Annotated in this window: 27 protein-coding genes and 2 pseudogenes; 19 read left to right on the top strand and 10 right to left on the bottom strand. The window is 70.6% G+C overall.

Going from position 1 to position 26,283, the window contains the following annotated elements:
- Nucleotides 1-59: 59 nt before the first annotated feature.
- Nucleotides 60-527: a tripartite tricarboxylate transporter TctB family protein gene (locus ATL45_RS26000; RefSeq protein ID WP_211841287.1), complete on the bottom strand. Its 468-nt coding sequence runs from the start codon at nucleotides 525-527 to the stop codon at nucleotides 60-62.
- Nucleotides 524-1,525, bottom strand: a complete 1,002-nt coding sequence (locus ATL45_RS26005; RefSeq protein WP_093160344.1) for a Bug family tripartite tricarboxylate transporter substrate binding protein — start codon at nucleotides 1,523-1,525, stop codon at nucleotides 524-526. Before ATL45_RS26005 ends, ATL45_RS26000 begins: the two co-directional genes overlap by 4 nt.
- A 92-nt stretch (nucleotides 1,526-1,617) precedes the next feature.
- Between ATL45_RS26005 and ATL45_RS38515 the strand changes: the two genes are divergently transcribed.
- The 5 genes and pseudogenes from ATL45_RS38515 to ATL45_RS26020 all read left to right on the top strand — a co-directional run bounded on the left by ATL45_RS38515 (nucleotide 1,618) and on the right by ATL45_RS26020 (nucleotide 4,382).
- Nucleotides 1,618-1,800 (top strand): hypothetical protein, encoded by a 183-nt coding sequence (locus tag ATL45_RS38515; protein ID WP_143121794.1) that lies wholly within the window; start codon nucleotides 1,618-1,620, stop codon nucleotides 1,798-1,800.
- A 91-nt stretch (nucleotides 1,801-1,891) separates the two neighbouring features.
- A pseudogene (locus ATL45_RS39755) lies at nucleotides 1,892-2,197 on the top strand (MFS transporter); the annotation flags it as partial.
- Nucleotides 2,198-2,324: 127 nt separating this feature from the next.
- On the top strand, nucleotides 2,325-2,879 hold the full coding sequence (locus ATL45_RS39760) for an MFS transporter (RefSeq protein ID WP_246025907.1): 555 nt from the start codon (nucleotides 2,325-2,327) through the stop codon (nucleotides 2,877-2,879).
- A 32-nt stretch (nucleotides 2,880-2,911) separates the two neighbouring features.
- A complete protein-coding gene (locus ATL45_RS26015; RefSeq protein ID WP_093160342.1) occupies nucleotides 2,912-4,048 on the top strand; it encodes an L-talarate/galactarate dehydratase in 1,137 nt (378 codons plus the stop codon).
- 22 nt (nucleotides 4,049-4,070) lie between these two features.
- Nucleotides 4,071-4,382, top strand: coding sequence for a nucleotide pyrophosphohydrolase (locus ATL45_RS26020; RefSeq protein ID WP_093160339.1), 312 nt, complete (start codon nucleotides 4,071-4,073; stop codon nucleotides 4,380-4,382).
- Between the two features lie 51 nt (nucleotides 4,383-4,433).
- Here the strand turns inward: ATL45_RS26020 and ATL45_RS26025 are convergent, their stop codons facing one another.
- Nucleotides 4,434-4,844 (bottom strand): DUF5997 family protein, encoded by a 411-nt coding sequence (locus tag ATL45_RS26025; RefSeq protein WP_093160337.1) that lies wholly within the window; start codon nucleotides 4,842-4,844, stop codon nucleotides 4,434-4,436.
- 61 nt (nucleotides 4,845-4,905) lie between these two features.
- Between ATL45_RS26025 and ATL45_RS26030 the strand changes: the two genes are divergently transcribed.
- A complete protein-coding gene (locus tag ATL45_RS26030) occupies nucleotides 4,906-5,634 on the top strand; it encodes a LysR substrate-binding domain-containing protein (RefSeq protein WP_093160334.1) in 729 nt (242 codons plus the stop codon).
- A gap of 3 nt (nucleotides 5,635-5,637) precedes the next feature.
- On the opposite strand, the gene ATL45_RS26035 is transcribed toward ATL45_RS26030, so the two are convergent.
- Together ATL45_RS26035 and ATL45_RS26040 are read right to left on the bottom strand one after the other, a co-directional pair.
- Entirely contained in the window at nucleotides 5,638-6,498 is an 861-nt protein-coding gene (locus tag ATL45_RS26035; protein ID WP_093160332.1) for an NAD(P)-dependent oxidoreductase, read from the bottom strand.
- A gap of 52 nt (nucleotides 6,499-6,550) precedes the next feature.
- Nucleotides 6,551-7,270: an alpha/beta hydrolase gene (locus ATL45_RS26040; protein WP_093160329.1), complete on the bottom strand. Its 720-nt coding sequence runs from the start codon at nucleotides 7,268-7,270 to the stop codon at nucleotides 6,551-6,553.
- A gap of 40 nt (nucleotides 7,271-7,310) precedes the next feature.
- On the opposite strand from ATL45_RS26040, the gene ATL45_RS38520 reads away from it, so the two are divergent.
- A complete protein-coding gene (locus ATL45_RS38520) occupies nucleotides 7,311-7,490 on the top strand; it encodes a hypothetical protein (RefSeq protein ID WP_143121793.1) in 180 nt (59 codons plus the stop codon).
- Nucleotides 7,491-7,513: 23 nt separating this feature from the next.
- Here ATL45_RS38520 and ATL45_RS26045 read toward each other — a convergent pair whose 3' ends face one another.
- Entirely contained in the window at nucleotides 7,514-8,788 is a 1,275-nt protein-coding gene (locus ATL45_RS26045) for an SLC13 family permease (protein WP_093160436.1), read from the bottom strand.
- A gap of 236 nt (nucleotides 8,789-9,024) precedes the next feature.
- On the opposite strand from ATL45_RS26045, the gene ATL45_RS26050 reads away from it, so the two are divergent.
- Entirely contained in the window at nucleotides 9,025-9,828 is an 804-nt protein-coding gene (locus ATL45_RS26050) for a DUF4365 domain-containing protein (RefSeq protein WP_093160327.1), read from the top strand.
- Nucleotides 9,829-9,918: 90 nt separating this feature from the next.
- On the opposite strand, the gene ATL45_RS26055 is transcribed toward ATL45_RS26050, so the two are convergent.
- Nucleotides 9,919-10,686 (bottom strand): HpcH/HpaI aldolase family protein, encoded by a 768-nt coding sequence (locus ATL45_RS26055; protein WP_211841288.1) that lies wholly within the window; start codon nucleotides 10,684-10,686, stop codon nucleotides 9,919-9,921.
- A gap of 294 nt (nucleotides 10,687-10,980) precedes the next feature.
- On the opposite strand from ATL45_RS26055, the gene pdxA reads away from it, so the two are divergent.
- Both pdxA and ATL45_RS26070 read left to right on the top strand, forming a co-directional pair.
- Nucleotides 10,981-11,982, top strand: coding sequence for a 4-hydroxythreonine-4-phosphate dehydrogenase PdxA (pdxA, locus tag ATL45_RS26065; protein ID WP_246025548.1), 1,002 nt, complete (start codon nucleotides 10,981-10,983; stop codon nucleotides 11,980-11,982).
- Between the two features lie 12 nt (nucleotides 11,983-11,994).
- On the top strand, nucleotides 11,995-12,789 hold the full coding sequence (locus ATL45_RS26070) for a DeoR/GlpR family DNA-binding transcription regulator (RefSeq protein WP_093160317.1): 795 nt from the start codon (nucleotides 11,995-11,997) through the stop codon (nucleotides 12,787-12,789).
- Between the two features lie 88 nt (nucleotides 12,790-12,877).
- On the opposite strand, the gene ATL45_RS26075 is transcribed toward ATL45_RS26070, so the two are convergent.
- A complete protein-coding gene (locus ATL45_RS26075) occupies nucleotides 12,878-14,089 on the bottom strand; it encodes an IS110 family RNA-guided transposase (protein WP_093159314.1) in 1,212 nt (403 codons plus the stop codon).
- A gap of 233 nt (nucleotides 14,090-14,322) precedes the next feature.
- On the opposite strand from ATL45_RS26075, the gene ATL45_RS26080 reads away from it, so the two are divergent.
- From ATL45_RS26080 to ATL45_RS26090, 3 genes and pseudogenes are all read left to right on the top strand, one after another.
- Nucleotides 14,323-14,946, top strand: coding sequence for a maleylpyruvate isomerase N-terminal domain-containing protein (locus tag ATL45_RS26080; RefSeq protein WP_211841289.1), 624 nt, complete (start codon nucleotides 14,323-14,325; stop codon nucleotides 14,944-14,946).
- Between the two features lie 359 nt (nucleotides 14,947-15,305).
- A pseudogene (locus ATL45_RS39765) lies at nucleotides 15,306-15,524 on the top strand (helix-turn-helix domain-containing protein); the annotation flags it as partial.
- A 51-nt stretch (nucleotides 15,525-15,575) separates the two neighbouring features.
- Entirely contained in the window at nucleotides 15,576-16,166 is a 591-nt protein-coding gene (locus tag ATL45_RS26090; protein WP_093159322.1) for a DUF1707 SHOCT-like domain-containing protein, read from the top strand.
- A gap of 23 nt (nucleotides 16,167-16,189) precedes the next feature.
- On the opposite strand, the gene ATL45_RS26095 is transcribed toward ATL45_RS26090, so the two are convergent.
- Nucleotides 16,190-17,455: an MFS transporter gene (locus ATL45_RS26095; RefSeq protein WP_093159324.1), complete on the bottom strand. Its 1,266-nt coding sequence runs from the start codon at nucleotides 17,453-17,455 to the stop codon at nucleotides 16,190-16,192.
- A gap of 285 nt (nucleotides 17,456-17,740) precedes the next feature.
- Between ATL45_RS26095 and ATL45_RS26100 the strand changes: the two genes are divergently transcribed.
- On the top strand, nucleotides 17,741-18,538 hold the full coding sequence (locus ATL45_RS26100) for a siderophore-interacting protein (RefSeq protein ID WP_093159327.1): 798 nt from the start codon (nucleotides 17,741-17,743) through the stop codon (nucleotides 18,536-18,538).
- Nucleotides 18,539-18,545: 7 nt separating this feature from the next.
- Here the strand turns inward: ATL45_RS26100 and ATL45_RS26105 are convergent, their stop codons facing one another.
- Complete coding sequence (locus tag ATL45_RS26105; protein WP_246025549.1) at nucleotides 18,546-19,136, bottom strand: TetR/AcrR family transcriptional regulator; 591 nt, start codon at nucleotides 19,134-19,136, stop codon at nucleotides 18,546-18,548.
- Nucleotides 19,137-19,229: 93 nt separating this feature from the next.
- Between ATL45_RS26105 and ATL45_RS26110 the strand changes: the two genes are divergently transcribed.
- From ATL45_RS26110 to ATL45_RS26130, 5 genes are all read left to right on the top strand, one after another.
- Nucleotides 19,230-20,279 carry an NAD(P)-dependent alcohol dehydrogenase gene (locus tag ATL45_RS26110; protein ID WP_093159332.1) on the top strand — a complete coding sequence of 350 codons (1,050 nt, stop codon included), beginning with the start codon at nucleotides 19,230-19,232 and terminating at the stop codon, nucleotides 20,277-20,279.
- Between the two features lie 346 nt (nucleotides 20,280-20,625).
- Nucleotides 20,626-22,560, top strand: a complete 1,935-nt coding sequence (locus tag ATL45_RS26115; protein WP_093159334.1) for a helix-turn-helix domain-containing protein — start codon at nucleotides 20,626-20,628, stop codon at nucleotides 22,558-22,560.
- Nucleotides 22,561-22,742: 182 nt separating this feature from the next.
- Nucleotides 22,743-24,020, top strand: a complete 1,278-nt coding sequence (locus ATL45_RS26120) for a hydroxymethylglutaryl-CoA reductase, degradative (RefSeq protein WP_093159337.1) — start codon at nucleotides 22,743-22,745, stop codon at nucleotides 24,018-24,020.
- Nucleotides 24,017-24,448, top strand: a complete 432-nt coding sequence (locus ATL45_RS26125; RefSeq protein WP_093159340.1) for a hypothetical protein — start codon at nucleotides 24,017-24,019, stop codon at nucleotides 24,446-24,448. Before ATL45_RS26120 ends, ATL45_RS26125 begins: the two co-directional genes overlap by 4 nt.
- On the top strand, nucleotides 24,445-25,821 hold the full coding sequence (locus ATL45_RS26130; protein WP_093159342.1) for a tripartite tricarboxylate transporter permease: 1,377 nt from the start codon (nucleotides 24,445-24,447) through the stop codon (nucleotides 25,819-25,821). The genes ATL45_RS26125 and ATL45_RS26130 overlap by 4 nt, the downstream gene beginning before the upstream one ends.
- The last annotated feature ends 462 nt before the right edge of the window (nucleotides 25,822-26,283 follow it).

Raw genomic sequence — 26,283 nt, forward strand, 5'->3', positions numbered from 1 at the left:
TCCCGGAACGGCAGGGCTTTTCCAGCGCGGTGCTGCCGGTTCCGGGCGCTGGGTTCGGGCTAGAACAGGTGCGGGACGGGCACCTTCAGCAGGCCGACGAACACCACGTAGAACGCCACCACGATGCCGAGGCCGCCGAACACCGACATCGACCACGACTCCCGGCCGAGGAACCGCAGCCACGCGAACGCCAGCAGTGCGGCCGGGATCTCGAACCCGATGACGGTGATCGCGGCGGCGAAACCGGCCATGGTGGCGATCCCGGCCAGGACCGTCCAGCTCGCCGGTGACATCCGCTCCGCGTCGTTCGTCCGCCGCGCCAGCAGGCCGAGCACGACGCCGAGCACCGCGAGCACAACGCTGACCAGGAACGGCCAGGTCCCCGCCGCCGGTTCCGCGGCGCTGCCCAGCCCCAGCGACCAGGACCCGACCGCGCCGCAGATCCCGACGACGACCACGGCGAGCGCGACGACCACGTTCGCGGCCATCCCGGCCGGACGCCGGTGCTCCGGCTCGGCGTCGCTCACTTCGGCCCGCCGAGGTCGATCCCGTACTGCTGGGTCATGGCGCGGTAGCGCTCCAGCGAGCTCGTCCACTCCTGCGCCACCTGCGCGCCGTCGACCTCGTGCGGCGTGAGCAGGTTGTCCTCGTTGAACTTCCGGTAGCGCTCGGCGGCGAAGGTGGCCTGGAACGCCTTGCGCAGCCGCTCCACGCGCTCCGGCGGGGTGCCCTTCGGCGCGACGATCGCGCGGAACTGCGAAACCCGCACGTCGTAGCCCTGTTCCACGGCAGTCGGGGTGTCCGGCAGGTACCGGCTGCGCTGCGCGGCGAAGGTGGCGATCGGAGTCAGCCGGCCGGCCTCGATCTGGCCGATCGCCTCGCCGAGCTGGATGGCGGCGACGTCGACCTGGTCGCCGAGGACCGCGGTCATCGCCGGTGATCCGCCGTCGAAGGGCACCGCGGTGCCTGCGATCCCGGCCTGCTCGAACAGCAGCTCCTGGGCCAGCTGGCTGCCGGTGCCGACGCCCGTCGTGGCGAACTTGAGGTCGCGGCCCGCCCGGGTCAGGTCCGGCACCGAGCGCAGGCCGGAGGCGGTGTTGGCGACGAGGACGTAGTCGTCCTGCGAAACCCCGGTGATCACCTCGAAGTCGTTGATGTCGACGGCTTCCTCCGGCGCGACCGCCAGTGGCGTGATCGAGGTCAGCGACGCGTTGAGCACCAGGACGTGCTGGCCGTCGGGCTGCGCGCCGGCGAGTTCGTTCGCGGCCAGCGCCCCGTTGGCGCCGGGCGTGTTGACCACCGGCATCGCGACGCCGAGGTCGTTGGCGGCGCCGTCGGCCAGGGCACGACCGATGAGATCGGTGCTCCCGCCGGGAGCCTGGCCGACGAGCATCGTCACCGGGCCGCTGGGGAACTCCGCGCCGCCGCTGGACAGGTTTCCCCCGCACGCGGCGAGCGGCAGGGACAGCACCGCGGCGAGCACGGGCGGCAGAACTCTTCGGCGTGCAGGCGATTTCGACGTCATTCGGGGCTCCTTCGGTCCGAGGCGGCCCACCGTTCCGCTGTGAGCGCGGTCACGATGTCGAACGCTCGGCAGCCTAAGTTCGCGTCCGATGCGTGTCCAAGGTCGATTGGGTATCGAGTGATACCGTCCGCGCATCGCCGCCCGAAACCCGCGCGTCACCCGGGGTGGTGTCAATTCCGCGCGAGATCGACCGTCACCCGGGTGCACGTCGATTTCTCGCCGAATTGACGCTCCGTTCGGCGGTGGGCGTGTTTTCGATGCGGGCAGGGTATTGATCGATGTTCATTCGGTGTTGGACCGGAATCGCTGCGCCCACTTAATGTCCTGGTCACTGCGGACCGCTCCGCAGCGACCGGGAGGACACCGATGTCTGACACCGCAACAGCTTCCACCGTCGGGCGGGCAGGTGCGCCGACCAGCCGCCGCATCCCGACCCGCTACTTGGTCCTGTCGCTGATCTTCATCATCACGGCCCTCAACTACGCCGACCGCAGCAGCCTGTCGATCACCGGAACCAGCCTGCAGGCCGATCTCGGCTTCGACAGCGTGCAGCTCGGCTACATCTTCTCCGCGTTCAGCTGGGCCTACGTGGTGGGGCAGCTGCCCGGCGGAATCCTGCTCGACCGCTTCGGCGCCCGCCGCGTCTACGCCCTGAGCCTCGCGCTGTGGACGGTGGTCACCGCCGCGATCAGCCTGGTCGGGCTGATCACCACACCGGTGCTGGTGTCGGTGGCGATCATCTTCGCGCTCCGGCCTTCTCCACCCGCCCGCTCTGGGCCTCTACCTCTCGCAGTGCGCGGTGAACGCGCTGACCTACTTCTTCATCACGTGGTTCCCGGTCTACCTGGTCGAGGGCCGCGGATTGTCCCTGCTGGAGGTGGGTTTCGTCGCGGCGCTGCCCGCGCTGTGCGGGTTCGCCGGTGGTCTGGCGGGCGGTTTCGCCTCCGACGCCCTGCTGCGCCGCGGTCACTCGCTCACCTTCGCCCGCAAGCTGCCGTCGGTCGTCGGCATGACGCTCGCGACCAGCATCGCGCTGTGCAGCATCACCGACAGCAGCGCGCTGATCGTGGCGATCATGACGCTGGCCTTCTTCGGCAAGGGAATCGGCTCGCTGGGCTGGGCGATCACCACGGATCTCGCGCCGCCGCAGGCCACCAGCTTCGTCGGCTCGACGATGAACGCGTTCGGCAACATCGCGGGCATCGTGACGCCGATCGTCATCGGCTACACCGTGCAGGCCACCGGTTCCTTCGACGTGGCGCTGTGGTTCGTCGCCGCGCACGGGGCGCTGGCGCTGGTCGGGCTGGCCGTGATGGGCACGATCAAGCGCATCCGGCTGGACGAACCGCGATGAAGTCCACAATGGACTAACGGGAGAGGGAGCTCATGACCGAATCGGCAACGCTGGACCGGATCACCCGCGTGGAGATCTCGTCGGTGACGCTGCCGCTGCCCACCGCGATCAGCGACGCCAAGGTGCTCACCGGGCGGCAGAAGCCGATGACCGAGGTGGCGGTGCTGTTCGCCGAGATCACCACGGCCGGGGGCCTGGAGGGCATCGGGTTCAGCTACTCCAAGCGCGCGGGCGGCCCCGGGCAGTACGCGCACGCGCGGGAGATCGCCCCGGTGCTGATCGGCGAAGATCCCAGCGACATCGCCAAGATCTGGGACAAGCTCGTCTGGGCCGGGGCCTCCGTCGGCCGCAGCGGGTTGGCGGTGCAGGCGATCGCCGCCTTCGACGTCGCGCTGTGGGACCTCAAGGCCAAGCGGGCGGGCCTGCCGCTGGCGAAACTCCTCGGCGCGCACCGCGATTCGGTGCGCTGCTACAACACCTCCGGCGGTTTCCTGCACGCGCCGATCGAGGAGGTGGTGGAGCGCGCGGCGGAGTCGGTGGCAGGCGGCATCGGCGGCATCAAGATCAAGGTCGGCCACCCGGACAACGCCGTCGACCTGGCCCGGGTGACCGCGGTCCGGGAGGAGATCGGCGACGGCGTGGCGCTGATGGTCGACGCCAACCAGCAGTGGGACCGCCCCACCGCGCGGCGCATGTGCCGAGCGCTGGAACCGCTGAACCTGGTGTGGATCGAAGAACCCCTGGACGCCTACGACTTCGAGGGCCACGCCGTGCTCGCGTCGAACTTCGACACCCCGATCGCGACGGGGGAGATGCTGACCAGCGCGGCCGAGCACCGCGAGCTGATCCGGGCGGGCGGAGCCGACGTCGTCCAGCCCGACGCCCCGCGGGTCGGCGGCATCACCCAGTTCCTGAAGGTGATGTCCCTGGCCGACGACCGGAACCTCCAGCTGGCCCCGCACTTCGCGATGGAGATCCACATCCACCTCGCGGCGGCCTACGCCCGGGAACCGTGGGTGGAGCACTTCGAATGGCTCGACCCGCTCTTCGACGAGCACCTCCGGATCGAGAGCGGCCGGATGCACGTGTCACCGCGCCCGGGCCTCGGGGTGACGATCAGCGACCAGGCCCGCTCCTGGACGGTCGCCCGGCACGAAGTCCGCGCCTGAGCGGGCGGCTACGGTGTCCGGCATGGACAGCGTGGACGGGATTCGGGACAGGTTGCGGGATTTCGCGGCGGCGCGGGACTGGGAGCAGTACCACACGCCGAAGAACCTCGCGATGGCCCTCAGCGGCGAGGCCGGCGAGCTGGTCGCCGAGCTGCAGTGGCTCGACGGCGCCCCGGGAGCGGTGGAGGGTCCGCTCAAGGAGCGGCTGGCCGACGAAGCGGCGGACGTCCTGCTCTACCTGATCCGGCTGGCCGACGTAGCAGGCATCGACCTCGTTGAAGCCGCCAACGCCAAGATCGACCGAAACGAGACCCGCTTCCCCCCGATCACCTGAGCTCGGTCGTGAGTGCGTAACAGTGTTCGAACACTGTTACGCACTCACGACTCACTTGCGCTGCTCGCGGAGGCGCGCTGCTTCCGCCTTCTGCTCGGCCTTGTCCTTGATCCGCGCGGCTTCCCGCTTGACCTCGGCCTGGGTGGCGCGCTCCTGCTGGAGCCACTCCGGGTCCCGCTCCTTGAGCTCGTTGATCTGCTCGGTGGTGAGCGGATCGGTGATGCCCGCGCGGGTCAGGCCGCCGATGGAGATGCGCAGCCTCGCCGCGACGACCTGGCGGGGGTGCGGACCGTTGCGGCGCAGCTCGCGGAGCCACTCGGGCGGATCGGTCTGCAGCGCGTTGAGCTCGTCGCGCGAGACGACACCCTCCTGGAACTCCGCGGGGGTGGCTCCGAGGTACACGTTCAGCTTCTTCGCCGCGGTTGCGGGCTTCATCGTCTGGGAGGTCGGGCGCGACTTCATGCCCTCCAGGGTATCGACCGCATGCGCACCACCTGCGCAGACGCCCGGTAACCTGGGCCGCGTGACTGGATCGGACGAGCAGCCCTCGTTCACGCTCGCCTACGTGGCGGGTGTGACGCCCGGCAAGTGGGCGCGCAAGTGGGCGGAGCGGATGCCCGAGGTGCCGCTGGAACTGGTCCAGGTGCCCGCTGCCGACGCCACCGCCGCGGTGCGGGACGGCGACGCCGACATGGTGCTGCTCCGGTTCCCGGCCGACCGCGAGGGGCTGCACGCGATCCCGCTCTACACCGAGACGACCGTGGTGGTGGTCCCGAAGGACCACGTGGTGGCCGCGGTCGACGAGGTCTCCGGCGAGGACCTCGCCGACGACGTCGTGCTGCACCCGCTCGACGACACCCTCGACTGGGAGCGCCCGCCGGGCCGGCCGGCGATCGAGCGCCCGGCCACCACCGGGGACGCCATCGAGCTGGTGGCGGCCGGGGTGGGGCTGCTCGTGGTCCCGCAGTCGCTGGCCCGCCTGCACCACCGCAAGGACCTCACCTACCGCCCGCTCACCGACGCGCCGCAGTCGCGCGTCGCGCTGTCCTGGCCGGAGGAGGAGACCACCGACCTGATGGAGCAGTTCATCGGGATCGTGCGCGGCCGGACGGTCAACAGCACCCGCGGCCGCCCGCCGACGCCCCCGCAGGAGAAGCGCAAGCGCCCGGCCGAGGCCAAGAAGCCGGCCGCCCGCCCGCGCGCGGGCAACCCGCGTGGCGGCAAGCGCGGGAAGCCGCGCCGCCGCTCGTAGCCGTCAGCGGTCGAAGCTGGCGAAGTAGGCCGCTGCCATGTCCTCGCCGCCGTGCCCCAGCTCGGCGGCGCGGTTGAAGCGCTGCGCCGCGGCCTCGGCGACGTCGAGCCGCACACCGTGCTCCCGGCCCGCCTGGACGATCAGCTCGGCGTCCTTCGCGGCGGTGGTCACGGCGAAGCTCGGCGGGCTCAGCCGGTCCTCGAGGATCGCCCGGCCCTTCGAGTGCAGGTAGCCCATGTCCAGCGCGCCGCCGCTGATGATGTCGAAGAACCCCTGCGGGTCCACGTCCAGGCCCTTGGCCAGCGCGAGCGCCTCACCAGCGGCGTTGGTGACGGCCAGCACCCAGCTGTTGGCCACGAGCTTGAGCTTCGTGGAGCTCGCCGCGGCACCGTCCTCGCCGGTCCACACCGTGCGGGAGCCGATGGCGTCGAACACCGGCGTCACCGCGTGCCTGCTCTCGCTCGGCCCGGCGGCCAGCACGACGAGCGTGCCCTCCTCCGCGGGCTGGCGGGTGCCGAGGACGGGAGCGTCGAAGAAGACGAGCTGCTGCTCGCGGGCCAGCGCGGCCAGCTCTCCGATCGACCCGATCCCGACGGTGGTCGACTGCACCCACGCGGTGCCGGGGCTGGTCCCCGCTTCCCGCATGACGTCGAGCACAGCCGCGCCGTCGTGCAGCATCGTGACGACGACGTCGGCGCCTTCGACGGCCTCTGCCGGGGTGCCTGCGACGTGCACGCCGTCGGCGGCCAGCGGTTCGGCCTTCGCCCGCGTGCGGTTCCAGGCGCGCACGGGGTGACCGGCGCGAGCGAGATTGCGGGCCATCGCGGCGCCCATGATCCCCGTGCCGAGCACGCTCGTGATCATGATGTGGACCTCCTCGGTTTCGCGGTGTTCCTGCCGCCGGGCGAGCAGCAGGTCAGGGCTGGGCCTCGACGCGGGCGAGGCCGTCGAGCGTCGCGGCGACGATCTGGCGCTGGGCATCGGCTCGGCTGGTGGTGGGCTGCCCGTCGCCGGATTGCGGGCCGTAGTCGCCGAAGTGCGCGTGGACGGCGCCGGGGACGGCGACGAACTCGGTGTCCGCCGGCAGCGGCGCCTGCCGGACCGCAGCGGGATCGGACAGCCCGTCGCGGGTGCCGTAGATCGAGGTGACGTCGAGGTCGCGGACCTCGACATCGGGGTAGGACGCCCACAGCAGCAGGCCCCGCACCTGGTCGGGGCGGCTGTTGGCCAGCCGCGCCGCGGCGGGACCGCCGAGCGAATGCCCGCCCGCCACCCAGCGCTGTGCGCGGCCGAAGGCCTGTTCGCCCTGGCCGGAGTGCAGGATCGCCATGCCCAGCGGTGGTTTGAGCACGACCACGGGGTACCCGGCTTCGGCCACCGGGCGCAGCAGCGGCAGGTAGGCGCGGGAATCGACGCGGGCTCCCGGGTAGAACACCAGCCCGGTGCCGCGGTGCTGCCCGCTGGGGATCAGCTCGATCTCGGTGGCGCGGTCCACGACGGTGACCGCCGCGTCACTGCGCATCTCCTCCCGCGCGGTGGGCGTGGCGGCCAGGGGACAGGTGTAGAGCAGGACCGCGCACGCGATGGCTGCGGCCAGCACGGCCAGCGAACGCGTGATCCAGCGGCGGAGTGGCATGGGGCGCGGGTCTCGTCCGGTGGTGCGTAGGGTCTGCGGCGTGGTGACGCGTCGTTGGTTCCGGGCCGGGTTGTCGGCGATCGTCCTGGCCGTGGTGGCCGCGATCGGCGTCGGCGCGTGGGAGCCGGTCGCCGCGATGCACCCGGCCTACGCGACGGTCCTGGTCGTGACCGGCGCGGTGGCGCTGATCGGCGTGGTCACCGGTCTGCGGCAGCGGTGATCCCGATGCTACGCCACTGATCGTCACCCCAGCCCGGGCAGCACGAGCACCAGCCACAGCGCGGCCGGGACGACGGCGACGATGACCGCGCCGTAGACCATGAGCTGCCGGAAGAACGCGTCGCGGTCGACTCCCTTGGCGTTGGCGAGCACGATCGCGCCGTTGGTGGAGAACGGGCTGACGTCGACCACGGTGGCGGCGATCGCCAGCGCGGTGATCATGCCGATCGCGCCGATGCTGCCGGTCTGCAGGAACGGCACGGCCAGCGGGATGAGAGCGCCCATGAGGCCCACCGACGAGGCGAAGGCCGAGACGATCGCGCCGATGTAGCAGAGCAGGAGCGCGGCGAGCAGCGGGACGCCGATGCCCGCCACGGAGTTGCCCACGTAGTCGATCGTGCCCATCTCCTGCAGCACGCCGACGTAGGTGAGCACTCCGCAGATCAGCAGCACGGTCGGCCACGCGACCTCGCTGGGCGCCTGCTTGCACATCTCGGGGGAGAGCACGCTCAGGACGACGGCGATGGTCATCGCCACGAGCCCCACGTCCAGGCCGAACCCGAGCGTGGTGACCACCAGGACGACCAGTCCGGTCAGCGTGAGCACCCGGTCGCGGTTCAGGCGGAGCTCCTCGACGGGCTCCGCACCGGCGTCGCCGGCTCCCGCGCCGACGGTGACCAGCTGCTTCTCCGCGGCACGCAGCCGCAATCCGCCGAACACCACGAACACGACGGCGGCGATCGCCGCGTTGACCACGAGGCTGCCCAGGAACAGCACGACCGGATCACCCGGCAGCCCGCTGCGCTCCACGACGCCGTTGACGATGGTGCCGTAGATGCTGATCGGGGAGAAGCTGCCCGCCTGCGTGCCGTGCACCACCATCGCGCCCATGAGCAGCGGGTTGATCCGGTACTGCGCCGCGAGGTTCAGCGCGATCGGCGCGACGATGGCGGCCGCCGCCGGGCTGACGGCCCCGATGGCGGTCAGCACCGCGCCGATGCCGAACATCACCCACGGGATCAGCGCGATCCGCCCGCCGACCAGCCGCACGGCCTGCCGCACCAGCCAGTCCGTGGTGCCGTTGGCCCGCGCGATGGCGAACAGGAACGTGACGCCGACCAGGACGACGAACAGGTCACCGGGGAACCCGGCGAAGATGTCGTCCTCGGACATCCCGCCGACCAGGGTGCCGACCAGGAACGCCGCGGCGAAGGCCAGCAGGCCCATGCTGACCGACAGCGTCGTGGTGATGACGAACGCGGCGACCAGCACCAGGATCGAGATCAACTCGGGCGGCACCATTGCCTCCTTGCCGAGCGGGGCGCCGGCACCCGGATGTGGTGCGTGGCACAGTGGCTGATTGGCCAGGCCACTTTCAGCGATCAGACCCCCGAAGTCAAGACCCGAATGGTCAACTGGCTCAGCCAGTGCTTCGCGGGAGCCGAAGTGTCCCGATCCGCGGGGATGTCGGACGCCACCGGTATGACTGGGCATGACCGTGAGCGCGCACGGCTTGACGAGAGGAATGTCGGAACATGCCCCCGCACATCCCTGATTCGCACCTCACGTCCCGGCAGGCGGTGAACCGCGTGCGCCTGCTCCTGGAAGATGCCGGGCACATCGTCGAAGAGGTCTCCGGGACCAGTGATTTCGGTGAGGACCTGCGGGTGACGTTCGGGGCGAAGAACAAGAGGACCCCGTACACGGTCGCGATCCAGGTCAAGGGCGGTCGTTCCCACCGGCGGAAGTACGGGTACTGCGTCCGTGTCGGCAAGCACGGCGACAACTGGGCGGAAACCAACATTCCGGTCGCCTGCGTCGTGCACGACCCCGACGTGGACGGGCTCTTCTGGACGAACGCCAGCCGTGAGCTCCACCATGCGAAGCTCACGATGACCGGCCTGTCCTCGCTCCGCATTCCCGGCGATGCGCGTCTCGACGAGGAGACCCTGCCCGAGTTCGTCGGCGAGATGCGCGGCTACATCGACGGATCGAGGGGCATCGACCGTGCTGTCGAAGAGCTCTGCGGAGTACGCGTCGGGCCGAGGGACTACGTCGCCTACGCGCCGAACATCCACGGAGAGCAGATGGTCTTCATCCAGCGGTGGGAAGCGGAGCGCTCACTGCTTCTCCACGTCGATCTCGATTGGCAGCCGATCGAGATCACCAGGGAGGACTTGCTCCTGCCCGGCACGGACGAGCACAGGCGACGTATGCCTCACGAGACGCTCCGCAACACGCCGTTGATCGGAGACATCATCCTGGACGTGAACGAAGCTATCTGGATCATGTCGTGCTTCATGAACAGCGAGTGGCACAGCCCTCGGCGGGACTCCTGACCGGAACCGGCGGTCGAGCCACGCTCCCGTGGTCCGGCTGGAACATGTCCGAACCGCAGGGCTTGTAGCGCAGCGGCCTCCGGGCAGGTCTCACCGCTCGCCGCGGGCGGCCGACAGGTGTGCCTTCGCCGCTTGCTCCAGGTGCACGAGGTCGCAGGACACGGTGGCGTAGGTGTAGCCCTGCGCGAGGCGGTGCGCGGCGACTTCGCCGCTCGGGGTGTGGATGCCCGCCGCGATTCCGGCGTTCGCGGCGGCCTCGGCGATCTTCGTCAGCGCCGCTTCGAAGGCGTCGTCCACGGCGGGGTCGGACGCGGTCGCGCCGCCCACTGCCAGCCGCAGGTCGGCCGGGCCGACGTAGATGCCGTCGAGGCCCGGTGTCGCGCAGATCTCGGTGACGTTCGCCAGGCCCTCCGGGGTCTCGATCATCGCCAGCACCAGCGCCGATTCGTTCGCCTCGGCGGGATCGGGTCCCACCCGCAGCTCGCTGCGCATCGGGCCGTAGGAGCGGCGGCCTTCCGGCGGGTAGCGCGTGGCGCGCACCGCCGCTGTGGCGTCCTCGGCGGTGTCGACCAGCGGCACGATGATGCCGGTCGCGCCCGCGTCGAGCACCCGGCCGATGGCGAACGGATCGTTCTGCTCGACGCGCACCACGGCGGCCGACGTCGCGCCCGCGTCGATGGCGAGCATCGCGTTGCGGATGCCGGTGGAACCGAGCATGCCGTGCTGGGCGTCGACCACCACGTAGTCGTAGCCGAGGCGGGCCAGGCGCTCGGTGGCGATCGGGTCGTCGAGCACGACCCAGTAGCCGATGGCCTGCCGGCGGCCGCGGACGTGGCGGGCGAACTCGAGTGCGTTCACGGGATGTCCTCCTGGTCTCCGGGTCGCGCGCCGGTGCCTGGTGGTTCGGAACGCTGGCATAGTTGCGCGCAATGCGCAATATGGATAGCGTGAATTGCGCAGAATGAGCTGCGAGGTGGCGTGCATGGGAGTGCCGGATTCCGGCGGGATGTTCCGCAGGTTCCTGGCGTCCCGGTGCCGTGGGGGAGCCGCCGAGCCGGGGACGTTCACGATCTTGAGTGCGCGTTTCGCGCAAAAACGGGAAACCCGGTTCGACCCTTTCGCGGCCAGCCGACGCGACCTCCAGGAGGCACAGTGAGTTCCTCGCCCGTCATAGCCGTCACCATGGGAGACGGGGCAGGCATCGGCCCCGAAGTCGTGGTCGGCGCGCTCGCCGACGCCGCCGTGCACGAGCTGTGCCGCCCGCTGGTCATCGGTGACGCCCGCCGGCTGCGGGAAGCGGCCCGGCTGCGCGGTGCGGCGGTCGACATCGTCGCGGTCGGCTCCGTGGCCGAGGCCCGCTTCGGGCCCGGCCGCATCGATGTGGTCGATCTCGGTCTGCTGCCGGAGGATCTGCCGTGGGGCGAGCTGAGCGCGGTGGCCGGTGAGGCGGCCTATCAGTACGTGCGCGTCGCCGCGGAACTCGCGGTCGCCGGCGAGGTGCAGGCGATCTGCACCGCCCCGCTCAACAAGGAGGCGCTGCACGCCGCGGGGCACATGTTCCCGGGGCACACCGAGCTGCTCGCCGCGCTGACCGGCACCGAGGAGGTGTCGATGATGCTGTCCACGCCGAAGATCAAGGTCATCCACGTGACCACGCACATCGGTCTGATCGACGCCATCGCCCGGATCGAGCCCAGGCTGGTGGCGCGCACGGTTCGCCGCGGGCACGAGGCGATCCGCGCTTCGGGCGTCGAAGCGCCGGTCATCGGCGTGTGCGGCATCAACCCGCACGCCGGGGAGAACGGGCTGTTCGGTGCGGGCGAGGAGGAGGAGAAGATCGTGCCCGCGCTGGAGCAGCTGCGCGCCGAGGGCATCGACGCGCGCGGCCCGCTGCCCGCCGACACCGCGTTCTTCCTCGCCGGCCGCGGTGACTACGACCTGATCGTCGCGATGTACCACGACCAGGGCCACGCGCCGGTCAAGGTGCTGGGCATCGAGGCGGGTGTCAACATCACCGTGGGCCTGCCGGTGATCCGCACGTCGGTGGACCACGGCACGGCCTTCGACATCGCCGGAACCGGCGCGGCCGACGTCGGTAGCATGATCGAGGCGCTGCGCCAGGCCGCGGACCTGGCGCCGGTTTCCGTCAGCTGAAAGGGACGTCGAGTGCCCCGCGATTCCAAGCTCCGCCGGGAGGCCATCGTCCAGCTGGCCACCACCACCGGGCTGACCGGTGTGGACGAGTTGTCCGCCCACTTCGGCGTCACCGCGTCGACGATCCGGCGCGACCTCGCCCAGCTGGAGCGGGCGGGCGCGCTGGCCCGCACCTACGGCGGTGCGATGGCGATCGTCGCGCACCCCGAGGCGAGCCTGCGCCAGCGCGTCGGCGAGGAGTTCGAGGCGAAGCGGTCCATCGCCCGCTGGGCGGCCCGGCAGCTCAGCGCGGGCGAAACGGTGCTCCTCGACGCGGGTTCGACCACCGGCGCGCTGGCCCACGAACTGCGCGGCGGCCCGGCGCTGACCGTGGTGACCACCGGCATGACGGCGCTGCAGGAGCTCTCCGCCTCCGAGGAGGTCACCGTGGAGTGCCTCGGCGGGGTCCTGCGCCCGAAGAGCCAGGGTTTCATCGGCCCGCTGGCCGAAGCGGCGCTGGAGCGCCGCACCTTCGACCGGGTCTTCCTGGGCGCCGACGGCGTCACGGCCGAGGACGGCATCTGCGAGGCCGACATCCGCCAGACGCGCCTCAAGGAACTGATGGCGCGTCGCGGCGACCACGTGTACGTCCTGGTCCACGCGGCCAAGATCGGCCGCCGCCCGTTCCACGCCTGGGCCCCGCTCCCTCCGAAGTGGACATTGGTCACGGATGCGACAGCGGACGAATCGGACCTGAAGCCCTTCCGCGCCAAGGACATCCGCGTCGTCCTCGCCGACGAGCACGGCAACGACGTGTCGGAGAAGTAGCGCCGAAATCAGGTGAGAACCGGCGCGCGGTGCGCCATACTTGAACCGGCGTTGATCGGTGTGACTGGAAGGAATCTGAATGATCGTGTCAAGCCGCAGTGGTAGCGGGTGGTGGCGCGGTTGGTGTGAAGGTCCGGCCGTCGCGCAGCAAGGCCCAGAGCACGTCGACCAGGCGTCGGGCCAGGGCGAGCAGGGCCTGGGTGTGGATCAGTCGCTCACCGCGTTTTTTGTCGTAGAACGTCCGCGAGGGGCCGTTTGCTCGGATGCTGGAGAGGGCGGCCATGTAGAACACCCGGCGCAGCTTGCGGTTGTAGCGCTTGGGGCGGCGGAGGTTACCGGTGACACGCCCGGAGTCCTGCGGGACGGGTACCAGGCCTGCGTAAGAGGCCAGGCGCCCGGAGTTGGCGAAGGCGGCCAGGTCGCCGCCGGTGGCCACGATGAACTCCGCACCCAAGATCGGTCCCAGCCCGGGCAGCGATTCGATGATCTCGGCCTGCGGGTGGGCGCGGAAGCGGTCCTTGATCAGCTTGTCGGTGTCTTTGATTTCCCGGTCCAGGTCGAGCAGTTGCCGGGCCAGGCGGGCGATAAGCACAGCGGTGGTGGTCTCACCGGGCAGCCGCACGGTCTGGGATGCCGCAGCTGCCAAGGTTTTGTCCACCATGGACGGTGTCCCCTTGGCCCACGCGCTGTGGTCGAGCAGATGTCGCGTCAGACCGTGCTCGCCGGCTGCTCGGACGGCATCAGGGGTCTGGTAGCCCGCTACCAGGATCAACGCGCTGCGTGTGGAGTAGTCGAAGGCGCGTTCCAGTGCGGGGAAGATGCTGGTCAGCAGGTCACGCAGGCGGTTGACGCCCCGCACCCAGTCGGCCATCAAGTCCTCCCGGTGGGCGGTCAGCCGGGTCAGTTCGACCACCAATTCGTCTGGTGTGGACAGTTCGGTGAGGTCCGAGCGCATGCGGGCGGTTTCGGCGATGATCCGGGCGTCTTTGGCGTCGGATTTGGCCTCACCGCGGAACACGCCGGTCATGCGATTGACCACCCGGCCGGGCACGTATGCCACTCGTTGGCCGGCGGTGACCAGTACGGCCAACAGCAGCGCGGCGGCGTTGCTGGTCAGATCGACCGCCCACCGCACCTCGGTGGCGGTCTTGTTCGCGCGGGCGATGAGCTGCTCGATCGCGGTCTGGTCGTTGGTCACCTTCTGCGAGAAGACGACCTTGCCTTCGCTATCCATCGCACACGCGTGATGGATGGTCTTGCCCGCGTCGATCCCGACCCAGATCACTGGCCGAACCTTCACGCAAGATCTCCTGTTATCGCAGGTCAACCCCGTGGACAACCCCGCCAACAGGTCCCTAAACAGCGACAGTCCGCATCAGATCTGAATCAGTGGCCAGGGCGTCCAGAACGACAGGGCGGCCATTCCTTCCGAGCCACCGCGCGGCAGACAACGATCAGCCACACCCCGTCGCCCTGGGCATCCAGGGCATCCAACCCCGAACAACATCAACCTTAGGGACGACGATGACCACCATGAGCCGGGCTTACCTGCAGGCGGCGCAGGCGGCGGTGGAACTGCTCCGGGATCCCGCGGTGTCCGCGGTGTGGGACCGGCCCAGCGCGCTGCCGGAGTTCAGCGTCCGCGGGCTGGCCGGGCACCTGGGCTCCCAGGTCCTGAACGTCTCCCGGGTGCTGGCCAAGGAACCGACCGCCGAGCGGCCGTTGTCGCTCACCGAGTTCTACGCCGCGGCTGAGGCGTTCCACACCGGCACCGATTCCGACGTCAACGTCCGGATCCGCGATTTCGGCGAGGAATTCGCCGCCCGCGGGATCGAGGCGCTGGCCGCCGAGCTGGCCTCGGCGGTCGACGAGCAGCGCACCGCGCTGTCCGCGGAAGATGGTGACCGGGTGGTGTCCTTCGGCGGCCGACCGGTGCGGCTGGCGGACTTCCTGCTGACGCGCATGATGGAGATCGCGGTGCACTCCGACGATCTCGCGCACAGCGCGGGCATCGAGACGCCGGAACTCCCGGAGGAAGTCCTCGACCCGGTGCTCGCGCTGCTCGCCAAGCTCGCCGTCGTCCGCCACGGGCAGACCGCGGTGCTGCGCGCGCTGAGCCGCGCCGAACGCGCGCCCAGCACCATCGCGGCGATCTGACCGAGGCCTCGTCGGCTCGAAGCCGCGCGCGTCATCGGCGGCCGTTGTCGACTTCGGACGTACGACTCGGCTGCGGGCGTACGTCCGAAGTCATGGTCGGTGAGCGTCGCTGCGCGGACGATTTCGACGACTCCGCTCCGTAGCGTTCCGGGAGTCAGGAAGTTCAGCTGTCCGGGGTCCTGCCCCGGACCTCTCCCGGAGTTCGGATGGACAACAGCAGAGCCGGATTCATCGTCTCGACGGCCTACCTCTGGATCGCGGTGGTCGCCTTCGGCGGGATCCTCGCCGAGACGATCATCATCTACCCCAACGTGTTCCACGACGTCCCGGCGTCGCTGGGCAAACCGGCCGGCCGCAGCGATCTGCTCGATGCGCTTACCGACCGGGAGCGGGAGTTCCTCGCCAAGGTCGGCGCGGGGCTGGCCAACGCCGAGATCGCCGAGCAGCTGTTCATCAGCCCGACGACGGCGCGAACCCACGTCAGCCGGCTGCTCGCCAAGCTCGGTGCCCGCGACCGCTCGCAACTCGTCGTGCTCGCCTACGAAACCGGCCTGGTCACCCCGGGCGGCGAGCCATGAGGACGCCGAAACCGTCGGTTGCCGGATTCCGCATTGGTTAGGATCTAGCGCATGACGTCCGAAGTGCCCGAGTCCGCCCACAGGGAAATGCGCGCCTCCAACGCCGACCGCGATGCGGTCGTGCAGCGCCTCCAGGAAGCCGCGGGCGAAGGGCGCATCGACCTCACCGAGCTGACCGAGCGGGTGGACCTGGCGCTGGCGGCCAAGACCTACGCCGACCTGGAACCGCTCACCGCCGACCTGCCGTCCGGGCGCACCGCGGATCCGGGCAAACCGCTGTTCCTCAAGGGCGGCCTGCACGGCGCGTCGCGGACCGGCCGCTGGCAGGTGCCCGCGCAGATCACCGCGCACGGCGGGATGGGCGGCGTGAAGCTCGACTTCACCCAGGCCGACTGCCGGCTGCCGCTGATCGAACTCGAAGCGCACGGCCAGATGGCCGGGGTCACCATCATCATCCCCGAGGGCTGGTCGGCGGAGACCGACGACCTGGAACCGGGCCTGGGCGGTCTCAAGGACAAGACCACGCCCGACCGCCACCCCGGAGCGCCCCTGGTCCGCCTCAGCGGCTCGGGCGGAGCGGCAGGCGTGGTGATCCGCCACCCCAACGGCTGGGAACGCCGAAAGCTCCGCCGCGGCCGCTGACCGTCCACAACGGACGGAGATTCTCACCGCATCGTCGACCACTCGAGGTCTGCGGCGTGCAGGTCGTGCGGGCGGCGGGCGGCGAGCGACGCGAAGAGGAACTGCACGAGGCTGAAGAACAGCAGCGCCGTCAGCGCCCAGTCCGTGGTCGTCGCGACGTCGGTGAGGGCGCCCATCAGCGCCGGGCCGAGTGCCGCGAGCAGGTAGCCGTAGCCCTGGGTCATCGCCGACAGCCGGGTCGTCTCGCCGCTGTCGGTGGTGTGCGCCGGGATCGCCGCCATGGCCGGGGCCAGCGCCGACATGCCCACGCCCAGCAGGCCCGCCCACAGCACCGGTTCGAAGTTCGGGGCGACGAGGAGTCCGAGCAGGCCGATCCCGCCGCTTCCGGTGGTCAGGACCATCCAGGTGCCGATGTACCGGGCGTTGCGGTAGCAGGACGCGGTGATGATCGCCGAGGAGACGATGCTGACCACCAGCGTGCCCGCGCTGAGCGCGGCGGCATGACCCGGGCCGATTCCGGTGGTCCGGAGCAGGACCGGCTGCCAGGACAGCAGGGACAGGGCCTGCAGGGACTGCAGGCCCATGAACATCGTCAGGTACCAGGCCCGGGCGCTGCGCAGCAGGGAACGGCGGCCGCGGGAGATCGCCGGGGCCGGGGTGCGGGCTGCGGAGGACTGCGAGAGCGGCGACCACAGCAGGAGCGCGGCCACCACCGGCAGGATCCAGAAGCCCAGCCCGGTGCGCCAGCCGCCGATCTCGGTCAGCCACGGCGTGGTCGCCGTCGCGGTGGCGGCCCCGGCGCCGATCACGCTGGCCGACAAGGTGGTGAGCGCCGCGGCGTGCGGTCCGCCGACCTGCTGGCAGACGGCGGGCAGCAGGACCTGCAGGCCGCCGATCGCGCAGCAGGCCAGGACGGTGCCCGCGAGCAGCTGCCACTGGCCGTGGGCGATGCGGACCGCCTGGCCGGCCATCAGCGCGCCGAGGAACACCACGACGCTGGTCAGCGTGCCCATGCGGCGGCGGAGGAACGGCACCAGGAACGTCGTCGCGGCGATGCAGAGGCAGGGCAGCGCGGTGAGCACCGCCACCGCCACCGTGCCCAGCCCCAGCGCGGCGCGGAGCTCGGGCAGCGCCGCGCCGACCGCCGTCACCGCCGTCCGGGCGTTGAACGCGGCCACCACGATCGCCGCGATCGCCAGCACCCGCCATCGCAGCGTCGGTGCCTGGGGCGGCTCCACGCGGCTGATCGGCAGCGTCTGCTCGGTGGCGGTCGCGACAGAGGTGGACATGCGCTTTTCCCATGCCTGGCTGGCGGATTTCGGCGTCGGCGCGAGATGTTCGCTGCGCCGGATGAGACGGCGGGACCGATGGATCCCGACTCTGATGATCATAGGGGTGCCCGCCCGGCGTCGATCTCCGGCCCGACGATCCACTGTGGAGGTGCTGTGCTACCGGATTCCGTGATCCCGCACGCGCATCCGGGGCGGGCGTCCACCCCGTGCTGGCCACCGGGACGCCGGGCAAGTTAGCCTTGCCTAACGAAGTGGTGGATCCCCGGCGAGTTGAGGAGTCCGATGACGACTTACCTGACCGTGACCAGCGCGGAACTGGTGACGCCCTGCCTGCGGCGGGTGTGGTTCCGCAGCGACGACCTGTCGGCGTTCGCCGGCAGCGACCACACCGACAGGTACGTCAAGCTGATCTTCCCGAAGCCGGGCGTGAGCTACCCGGACCCGATCGACGTCCGAGCGCTCCGCGGCGTGCTGCCCGACGAGCAGCTGCCGGACGTGCGCACCTTCACCGCCCTGTTCCCGGACGTGGCCGACGGCACGATGGCGATCGACTTCGTGCTGCACGGCGACGAAGGCGTCGCGGGCCGCTGGGCGGCGAAGGCCGCACCGGGCGACCGGCTGATGGTCAACGGCCCCGGCGGCGCCTACCGGCCCGACCGGGCGGCCGACTGGCACCTGCTGGTGGGCGACGAGACCGCGCTCCCGGCGATCACGGCGGCGCTGGCCGACCTGGACCCGGACGCCGTGGTCCGGACCATCGTGCTGGTCGATTCCGCGGCGCACGAGCCGAAGCTGGACATCCCGGCAAGCGGCGAGGTGACCTTCCTGCACCGCGACGAGGTCGGCGCGGAGGGCGTCCTCGAAGCGGCGGTGCGCGAGCTGGACTGGCTGCCGGGCCGGGTGCACGCCTTCGTGCACGGCGAAGCGCACGAGGTGATGCGCCGCATCCGCCCGTACCTGTTCCGCGAGCGCGGCCTGGCCCGAGACCAGGTGTCGATCTCGGGCTACTGGCGCCGCGGCCGCACCGAAGAGGGCTTCCGCGAGTGGAAGGCAGAACTCGCCCGCGCCGAAGGCCGCTGACCGCGGGTCAGGCGTTCCGGTGGCCGTCGATGACTATTCGGGCTGCCTCCGTGGACTTCTGGATGACTTGGTCCGGGGTGTAGCCGTGGCGGGTGAAGACTCCGTCGAGCCAGAACATGCCGTAGCCGTGGGCTTGGGTGAACAGCTGCTCCATCAGTTCCAGGGCTCCCTGCGGGGTTGCCGAGACCGCTAGGCACAGCGTCAGGAACTGGTCCGACATCAGCCGGGTCTGCTCGTGCAGGTCGGCGTGCTTGGGGCCTTGCAGCCCCTCCGCGTAGATGACGTCCATGCCCGCTCGGCGTTCGAGGAGGTAGCCGGTGTACGCGCCCGCTGCCGCGGCGAGCGCGTCCGCCGGGTCGTCGTGCTCCTCGACTGCGCTGCGCACGCGCTCTGTGAGCTGGTACGCGACGGTCGCCGCCGCGGCGGCCAGGAGGCTCTCGCGCTCCGGGAAGTGGCGGTAGGGCGCTCCCGGGCTGACCTTGGCCCGCCGCGCCACCTCCGCCACCGAGAAGCCGGCCGGGCCGCGTTCGGCGATCAGGTCGAGGGTGACCCGCACGAGCTCAGCGCGGAGGTCGCCGTGGTGGTACTTGCCGCCCATGACGTGGATCACACCTTCCGGCCGGAATATGTAAGAGGCCTCTTACGTCTCCAATGTAAGAGCACTCTCACGCAGTTGTTCCTTGGAGGATTCATGAGCACGATCACGCACGCTATCGCCGCACCGGCTCCGGGGGCACCCCTGGCGCCGACGACGATCGAGCGACGTGACCTTCGGCCCGATGACGTGCTGATCGACATCGCCTACGCCGGCATCTGCCACAGCGACATCCACCAGGCCAAGGAGGACTGGGGCACCGCGATCTTCCCGATGGTCCCCGGGCACGAGATCGCCGGTGTCGTCGCCGCCGTGGGTTCGGCCGTGACGAAGTACCAGGTCGGCGACCGCGTCGGCGTCGGCTGCATGGTCGACTCGTGCGGGGAGTGCGAGTACTGCCTGGCCGGTTCCGAGCAGTTCTGCGTCAAGGGCAACGTCCAGACCTACAACGCCGTCGGCTTCGACGGCGAGAACACCTACGGCGGTTACAGCCGCCAGGTGGTGCTGAAGGACGCCTTCGTGTGCGGCATCCCGGAGGGCATCGAGCTCGACGTCGCCGCACCGCTGCTGTGCGCGGGCATCACCACCTACTCGCCGCTGCGGCAGTGGGGCGCGGGCCCGGGCAAGAAGGTCGCCGTGGTCGGGCTCGGCGGGCTGGGGCACATGGCGGTCAAGATCGCCGCCGCGATGGGCGCCGAGGTGACGGTGCTCAGCCAGAGCCTGAAGAAGCAGGAGGACGGCCTCAAGCTCGGCGCGAAGGACTACTACGCGACCGGCGACGAGTCGACCTTCGAGTTGCTGAAGGGCCGCTTCGACCTGATCCTCAACACGGTCTCGGCGAAGTTGCCGATCGACGCCTACCTCGGCCTGCTGCGGGTGGGCGGTGCGATGGTCAACGTCGGCGCGCCCGGTGAGCCGCTGTCCTACAGCGCGTTCTCGCTGCTGGGCGGCAACAAGGTGCTGGCCGGTTCGATGATCGGCGGCATCGCCGAGACGCAGGAGATGCTGGACTTCTGCGCTGAGCACGGCATCGGCGCGGAGATCGAGCTCATCTCCGCCGACAAGGTCAACGAGGCCTACGAGCGGGTGGAGAACAGCGACGTCCGCTACCGCTTCGTGATCGACACCGCCACCATCGGCGCGTGATTGACTCCGGCGGCGGTGCGTCCATCCCCCGAGCGCACCGCCGCCGGTCCCCACCGGCTCGTACGATGCTTTCCAGACTTGTTCTGCTCAGCGGTGCGGGTGGCGGAACCTCAGACGCCGCCTGGACTGCGGGAGCCCGTTCTGATGTAGGTCCAATACACGGCGAACGGGCTGTCCTCGCCAGACGACGCCTGAGAACCCGCGGCGGTGCGAGCTGCGAGGGTGGGTTGTGCGCCTGCGGCGCATGCGACATCTCCCGAGACGCGACCGGTCGGGCGTCGCGGCTGCGGATGCCGAACAAGATGAAGAGGCTCGCCGGAACGGACGATTCGCGCAGGTGGTGGGGATGAGCGGTGCCGGGCAGCGGGGTATTTCGGTCGGTGCCGTGCTGGCGCTGCTCGACCTGGCGGCGAAGGGCGTGCCCGACGAGCACGACGCCGTGGCGGAGCTGCTGGCCGCCGAGCGGCTCGACCCGGCGGCGGTGACGCAGGTCGGGCAGCGGGTGCGCGAGCTGCAGGGCGCTGTCGCGCGGTTGCACCGGCGCGGGCGGGAGCTGTCCGCGCTGTTCTCCTGCGCGCGGGAGCTCGCCGCGCTGCACGACGTGGACGAGCTGGTCGCCGGGCTGGTCCGGCGCGCCCACGACCTCGCGGGCACCGATGTCACCTACCTGTCCGAGTTCGACGAGGCGACCAGCGAACTGCGGGTGCGGTCCACCGCCGGCACCGTCGCGTCGGCCTTCCAGCGGCTGCGGGTGCCGCCGCACACCGGGCTCGCGGGCAAGGTCGTCGAATCTCGCGCTCCACAGTGGACTTCGCATTACGCGCACCTGCGGGACGTGCCGCACGCCGACAGCATCGACGTCGCGGTGCGCGCCGAAGGGCTGGTCTCCATCCTCGGCGTGCCGCTGATCGCCGGGGAACACGTGCTGGGCGTGCTGTTCGCCGCCAACCGCAACGAGCACGCCTTCTCCCCGGAGGAAGTCGCGCTGCTGTCGGCCTTCGCGGACAACGTCGCGGTCGTGCTGCAGACGACCAGGCTCCTCTCGCAGGCGCGGGATGCCGCGGAGGAGACGCAACGCGCTTACGCCGAGCTGGCCCAGCACGTCGAGGCCATGGAACGGGCCGGGCAGGTGCACGAGGAGCTGACCGCGGCCGTGCTGCGCGGTGGCGGCGCAGCCGACGTCGCCCGGACGCTGAGCGATGCGCTGGAGCGTCCCGTGGTCATCGTCGACGAGAACAACGCGGTGCTGGCTTCGTCGGACGGCGCAGCGGCGGCGGTGATCGATTCCGCTCCGGTGCGGGCCGCTCTCGCCGACAGCCGGCGATCGGGGCGCTGCACGCTGCTCGAACCGCGGCAGGACGACTTCCGCGCGGCGGTCGCCGTGCTGGCCGGGGACATGGTGCTCGGCGGGCTGCTCATCGGTGACGGTGCGGTGGAACTCGGCGCCGTCGAGCAGCGCACCATCGAGCGCGCCGCGCAGATCACCGCGCTGCTCACCTTGAAGCAGGACGCCGTCCGCTACGCGGAGGACCGGGTTCGCGGCGAGCTGCTCAACGACGTGCTCAGCCCCGATGTGCGCAGGCATTCCGACCTCGCGGCCAGGCTCCGCGCGCGCCGGGTGCGCCCGCAGGACCTGCGCACCGTCGTCGTCGCCGTGGTCGGTCCGGAACACCGCCGGGCGGCGCTGCGCGCTGCGCACGTGCTCGCCTCGGCATCGGGTCTGTTCGGCGAGGTCGAGGGCGTCGTCACGCTGGTCCTGCCGGAGGCCGATCCGCGTGAGGCCGCGGCGCTCGTGCGGGACCGGGTGCGCGCGGGAACGGGCGTGGACGAAGTCCTGGCGGTGGCCGCGCGCCCCGCCGATGTCCTCGGCGAGCTCTCCGCCCGCTTCGCCGCGGTGCGCGACTGCAGCCGGGTCCTCGCCGCGCTGGGCGTCGAATCCGCTGCCGTCGACGCCGACGAGTACGCGCCCTACACCTCGATGTTCGCCGGCGAACCGGCCGGCGCGCAGCAGTTCATCGACCGCCTGATCGGCCCGGTCCTGCGCTGGGACGCTGACCGCGGCACCGAGCTGCTGAGCACCCTGCGCCAGTTCGTCGACTGCAACGCGAGCCCGGTGCGCACGGCCAGGAGCATGGACGTGCACACCAACACCGTGCTGCAGCGGATCGACCGGGTCACGAGCCTGCTCGGCGACTCGTGGCGCGATCCGGAGCCGTTCTTCCGGCTCTCGGTTGCGGTGCGGCTGGAAGGGCTGCGGCGCCGGTTCCAGCCCGATCCGTAGCGCTGCGTGCGCGCACCCTCGCCGACGGCGACCGGGATGTGCGATCGTCCCATTCCCCGGCGGCCCGGCTGGAGCGTTGCTCCATGTTCTGGCGGCGGAGCGCTGCCTACAGTTCCTCGGCATACGGGTAACGGCGACGCGGCCGTGAGGTCGGCCGCCGCTCGCAACGCACAGGAGGAACGGTGTCGACCAGTCGACTTGCAGGCTTCAAGGACCGCTCCATCGCTCAGCGGCGGGCCTTGGTCGCCGCCCACGCGGGTGTGGACAAGGACGCGCTGGCCGTGTTCGACCCCCGCGCCGGGCTGGGGCTGGAGCAGGCCGACCACATGATCGAGAACGTGGTGGGCGTGCTGGGCATCCCGCTGGGCGTGGCCACCAACTTCACCGTCAACGGGCGCGACGTGCTGGTACCGATGGCCACCGAGGAGCCGTCGGTCGTCGCGGCGGCCAGCAACGCCGCCCGGATCGCCCGGGTGCACGGCGGCTTCACCACCTCGTCGACCGATCCGATCATGCAGGCGCAGGTGCAGATCGTCGACACCGCCGACCCGGAGGCGGCCCGGCTGCGGCTGCTGGAGGCGCGGCACGAGCTGATCGCGCTGGCCAACGAGCAGGACCCGCGGCTGGTCGAGTTCGGCGGTGGCGTGCGCGACCTGGTGGTGCGGCTGGTGGAGGCGCGCGAGCAGCGCTACGTCGTCGCGCACCTGGTGGTGGACGTGCGCGATGCGATGGGCGCGAACGCGGTCAACACGATGGCCGAGGCGATCGCCGACCGCGCCGGTCAGATCGCGGGCGGCAGGACGCTGCTGCGGATCCTGACCAACAAGGCCGATCTGCGGCTGTCCCGGGCGCGCGCGGTCTTCGACGCCGAATCGGTCGGCGGCGCCGAGGTGGTCACCGACATCGTGCACGCCGCCGCGCTGGCCGACGCCGATCCGTACCGGGCGGCGACGCACAACAAGGGCATCATGAACGGCATCACCGCGGTGGTGCTCGCGACCGGCAACGACACGCGCGCAGTGGAAGCCGGGGCGCACTCGCACGCGGTCAACGACCAGGGTCGCTACACCTCGTTGTCCCGGTTCGAGCAGGACGCCGACGGCAACCTGGTCGGCACCCTCGAACTCCCGATGGCCGTGGGCCTGGTCGGCGGCGCCACCAAGGTGCACCCGGTGGCGCAGCGGGCGGTGCAGGTCCTCGGCGTGTCGACCGCCGCCGCGCTGGGCGAGATCATCACCGCGGTCGGGCTGGCGCAGAACTTCGCCGCGGTGCGGGCGCTGGCGACCGAGGGCATCCAGCGCGGCCACATGTCGCTGCACGCGCGCAACGTCGCGGTCGCCGCCGGTGCGACGGAGGCGGAGCTGGCCGCGGTCGTCGCACGGCTGGTCGCCGACAAGGCGGTCCGCGGCGACCACGCGGAGAAGGTCCTGGCCGAGCTGCGCGCGGAGGCAGGGCGATGAGCGGCGCCGAACCGGATTCGCAGCAGTACGTCCAGGTGTGGGGCGACGCGGTCAACCCGAAGCACCTGTGGCTGTCGGTTCTGCTCGGTGCCGCAACGGGTTTGGGCGCGCTCCTGCTGGCCGGGGCGGCGCTGCGGAACACCGCGGTCAGCGCCGAACTGCAGGACGGGTACGCACTGCTGGCGGGCCTGCTCGGCTGCCTGATCGCGGCGGTGGTGTGCGCGAAGTTGTTCCCGCCCAAGCGGATCGTGCACGAGCACGCGCTCTCGCCGGACGAGCACCAGGCCGCGATCCGAGAGATCCTGGCCGACAACGGCCGGGCGTCGACCGGTGAGCTGTCGCCGCACGCGGCGCGGGAACTGCGCTCGGTCGGCCTCCACGACGCGTTCGCCCAGGCGCAGCAGCGGGATCCGGAGGTCAAGCCGTGATCCTCAACGACATCCTGATCGCGCTGAGCATGGGCCTGATCGGCGCGGTGGTGTTCTCCGCGATCGGGATGGTCTCCGGCACCGACGAGACTGCGACGCTGGCACCGCTGACGCTGCTGGTGGTGATGCTCGGCGTCCCACCGGTCGGGGTGTTCACGTTCTTCATCGCCGCCGCGGTGTCCAAGCACATGACCCATGCCATCCCGACCACGCTGCTGGGCATACCCGGCGACACCACCGCGGTGCCGCTGCTGCCGGAGGCGAACATGCTCCGGCGGCTGGGAATCCCGCACATCGCGCTGCGCAAGGCGATCTCCGGGGCGATCCTCTCCGCGTTCATCGCGGTGCCGGTCGCCGTCGGCCTGGCCGCGGTGCTCGCCCCGCTGGGCACCCACATCACCGCCGCCGCGCCGTACGTCTTCGTCATCGCCGCGGTGCTGATCGGGTACTTCTCCCCGGGCCGCTGGACCAGCATCGCCTGCATCGTGCCGTTCGTGCTGCTGGTGACGGCGGTCAACGCGCTGTCGAAGAACGCGATCGGGGAGACGCTGAGCATCAGCTTCTTCCTCGGCATCGCCGTCGGGCCGCTGATCGCCGACCTGCTCCAGCTCGGCTCCCGCACCGGTCGCGCCGCTATGCCGCGCAGCGGGCGCAAGGTGTTCTGGCTGGCGCCGGAGGTCAAGGACTGGAGCGGCTACCTGCCCAACCCGGCGAAGGTGCTCAGCCCGCGGCAGATCGCGCTGACCTCGGCAGCCGCCGGGGTGAGCTCGACGACCTTCGTGTTCAGCCCGGTCGCCACGACGGTGCTGGCCGGTGAGCTCGTCGGCTCCCGGATCAAGCACGTCTACGAGCGGCTGACCTCGGTGATGGCGGTCAAGAACGGCACCACGGAGTCGACCTACCTCGCCGAGACGCTGATCCCGCTGGTGGCGTTCGGGCTGCCGCTGAGCCCGGTCGCGGCCGGCCCGGCGGCACCGCTGTTCAACGCCCCGCCGGTGTACGGCGTGGACGAGGCGACGGGGCAGGTGAACAACCTGCACACCATGATGTCGACCTGGCAGTTCCTGGTGTTCGGGCTGGTCGGCGTGGCGCTGGCCGCGATCGTCGCCTACCCGCTGAGCATGAACTTCGCCCGCTCGGCGAGCCTGTGGGTGATGCGCAAGGTCAGCCACGAAGCGCTGATCGGCGCCTTCGCGGGCCTGATCGTGGTGATCTCCTGGTACGAGGGCGGCGCGTTCGGCGTGGCGGCAACGCTGCTGATCGCGGCGTTCGCGGGCGTGACGAATCGCCTGTTCGGGATGAACGCGGGAGTCCAGTTCATGGCCTACTACGTGGCGATCCTGTTCGTCCCCAAGGTGATCGGCCTGGCCTGACGGTGCACATGTGACGATCACACCCCGGTTCTCTTCGGGGTGTGATCGTCTTTTCGGTCAACCGCCGCGAGCGGCAGGGCTTCCCCACGGTGATCACGCTCAGGTCGTGAGATAGCAGCGGAACTCTCGCTACGAGCCTTCGATCAGGCTGGGCTGAGCTGCATGGGGCGATCGGTTAGCCGGTGATGCGATTGGAGCCACTGCTGAAGTGCCGGAAACGGCTCAGCCTTGATCGACTGTGGAGGTAGCAGATTCACAGTGCGGCCGTACCAGCAGGTTTGATAATTTGCTCGACAGTTGTTGATCAAATCTTGCACCGGGTGGACTTAGTTTTTGGGGCGGGTGCTCCTGGAGATGCTCCCGGGAGTGGAGTGGGGTTTCACTGATCCGCACTTCAATTTTGAAGCTATTTCGGTGGGATGTGGTGTACTACTCTGGAAACGGGCGTCGCGTAGGTGGCTC

It is taken from the genome of Saccharopolyspora antimicrobica (assembly GCF_003635025.1).
GTDB classification, from domain to species: domain Bacteria; phylum Actinomycetota; class Actinomycetes; order Mycobacteriales; family Pseudonocardiaceae; genus Saccharopolyspora; species Saccharopolyspora antimicrobica.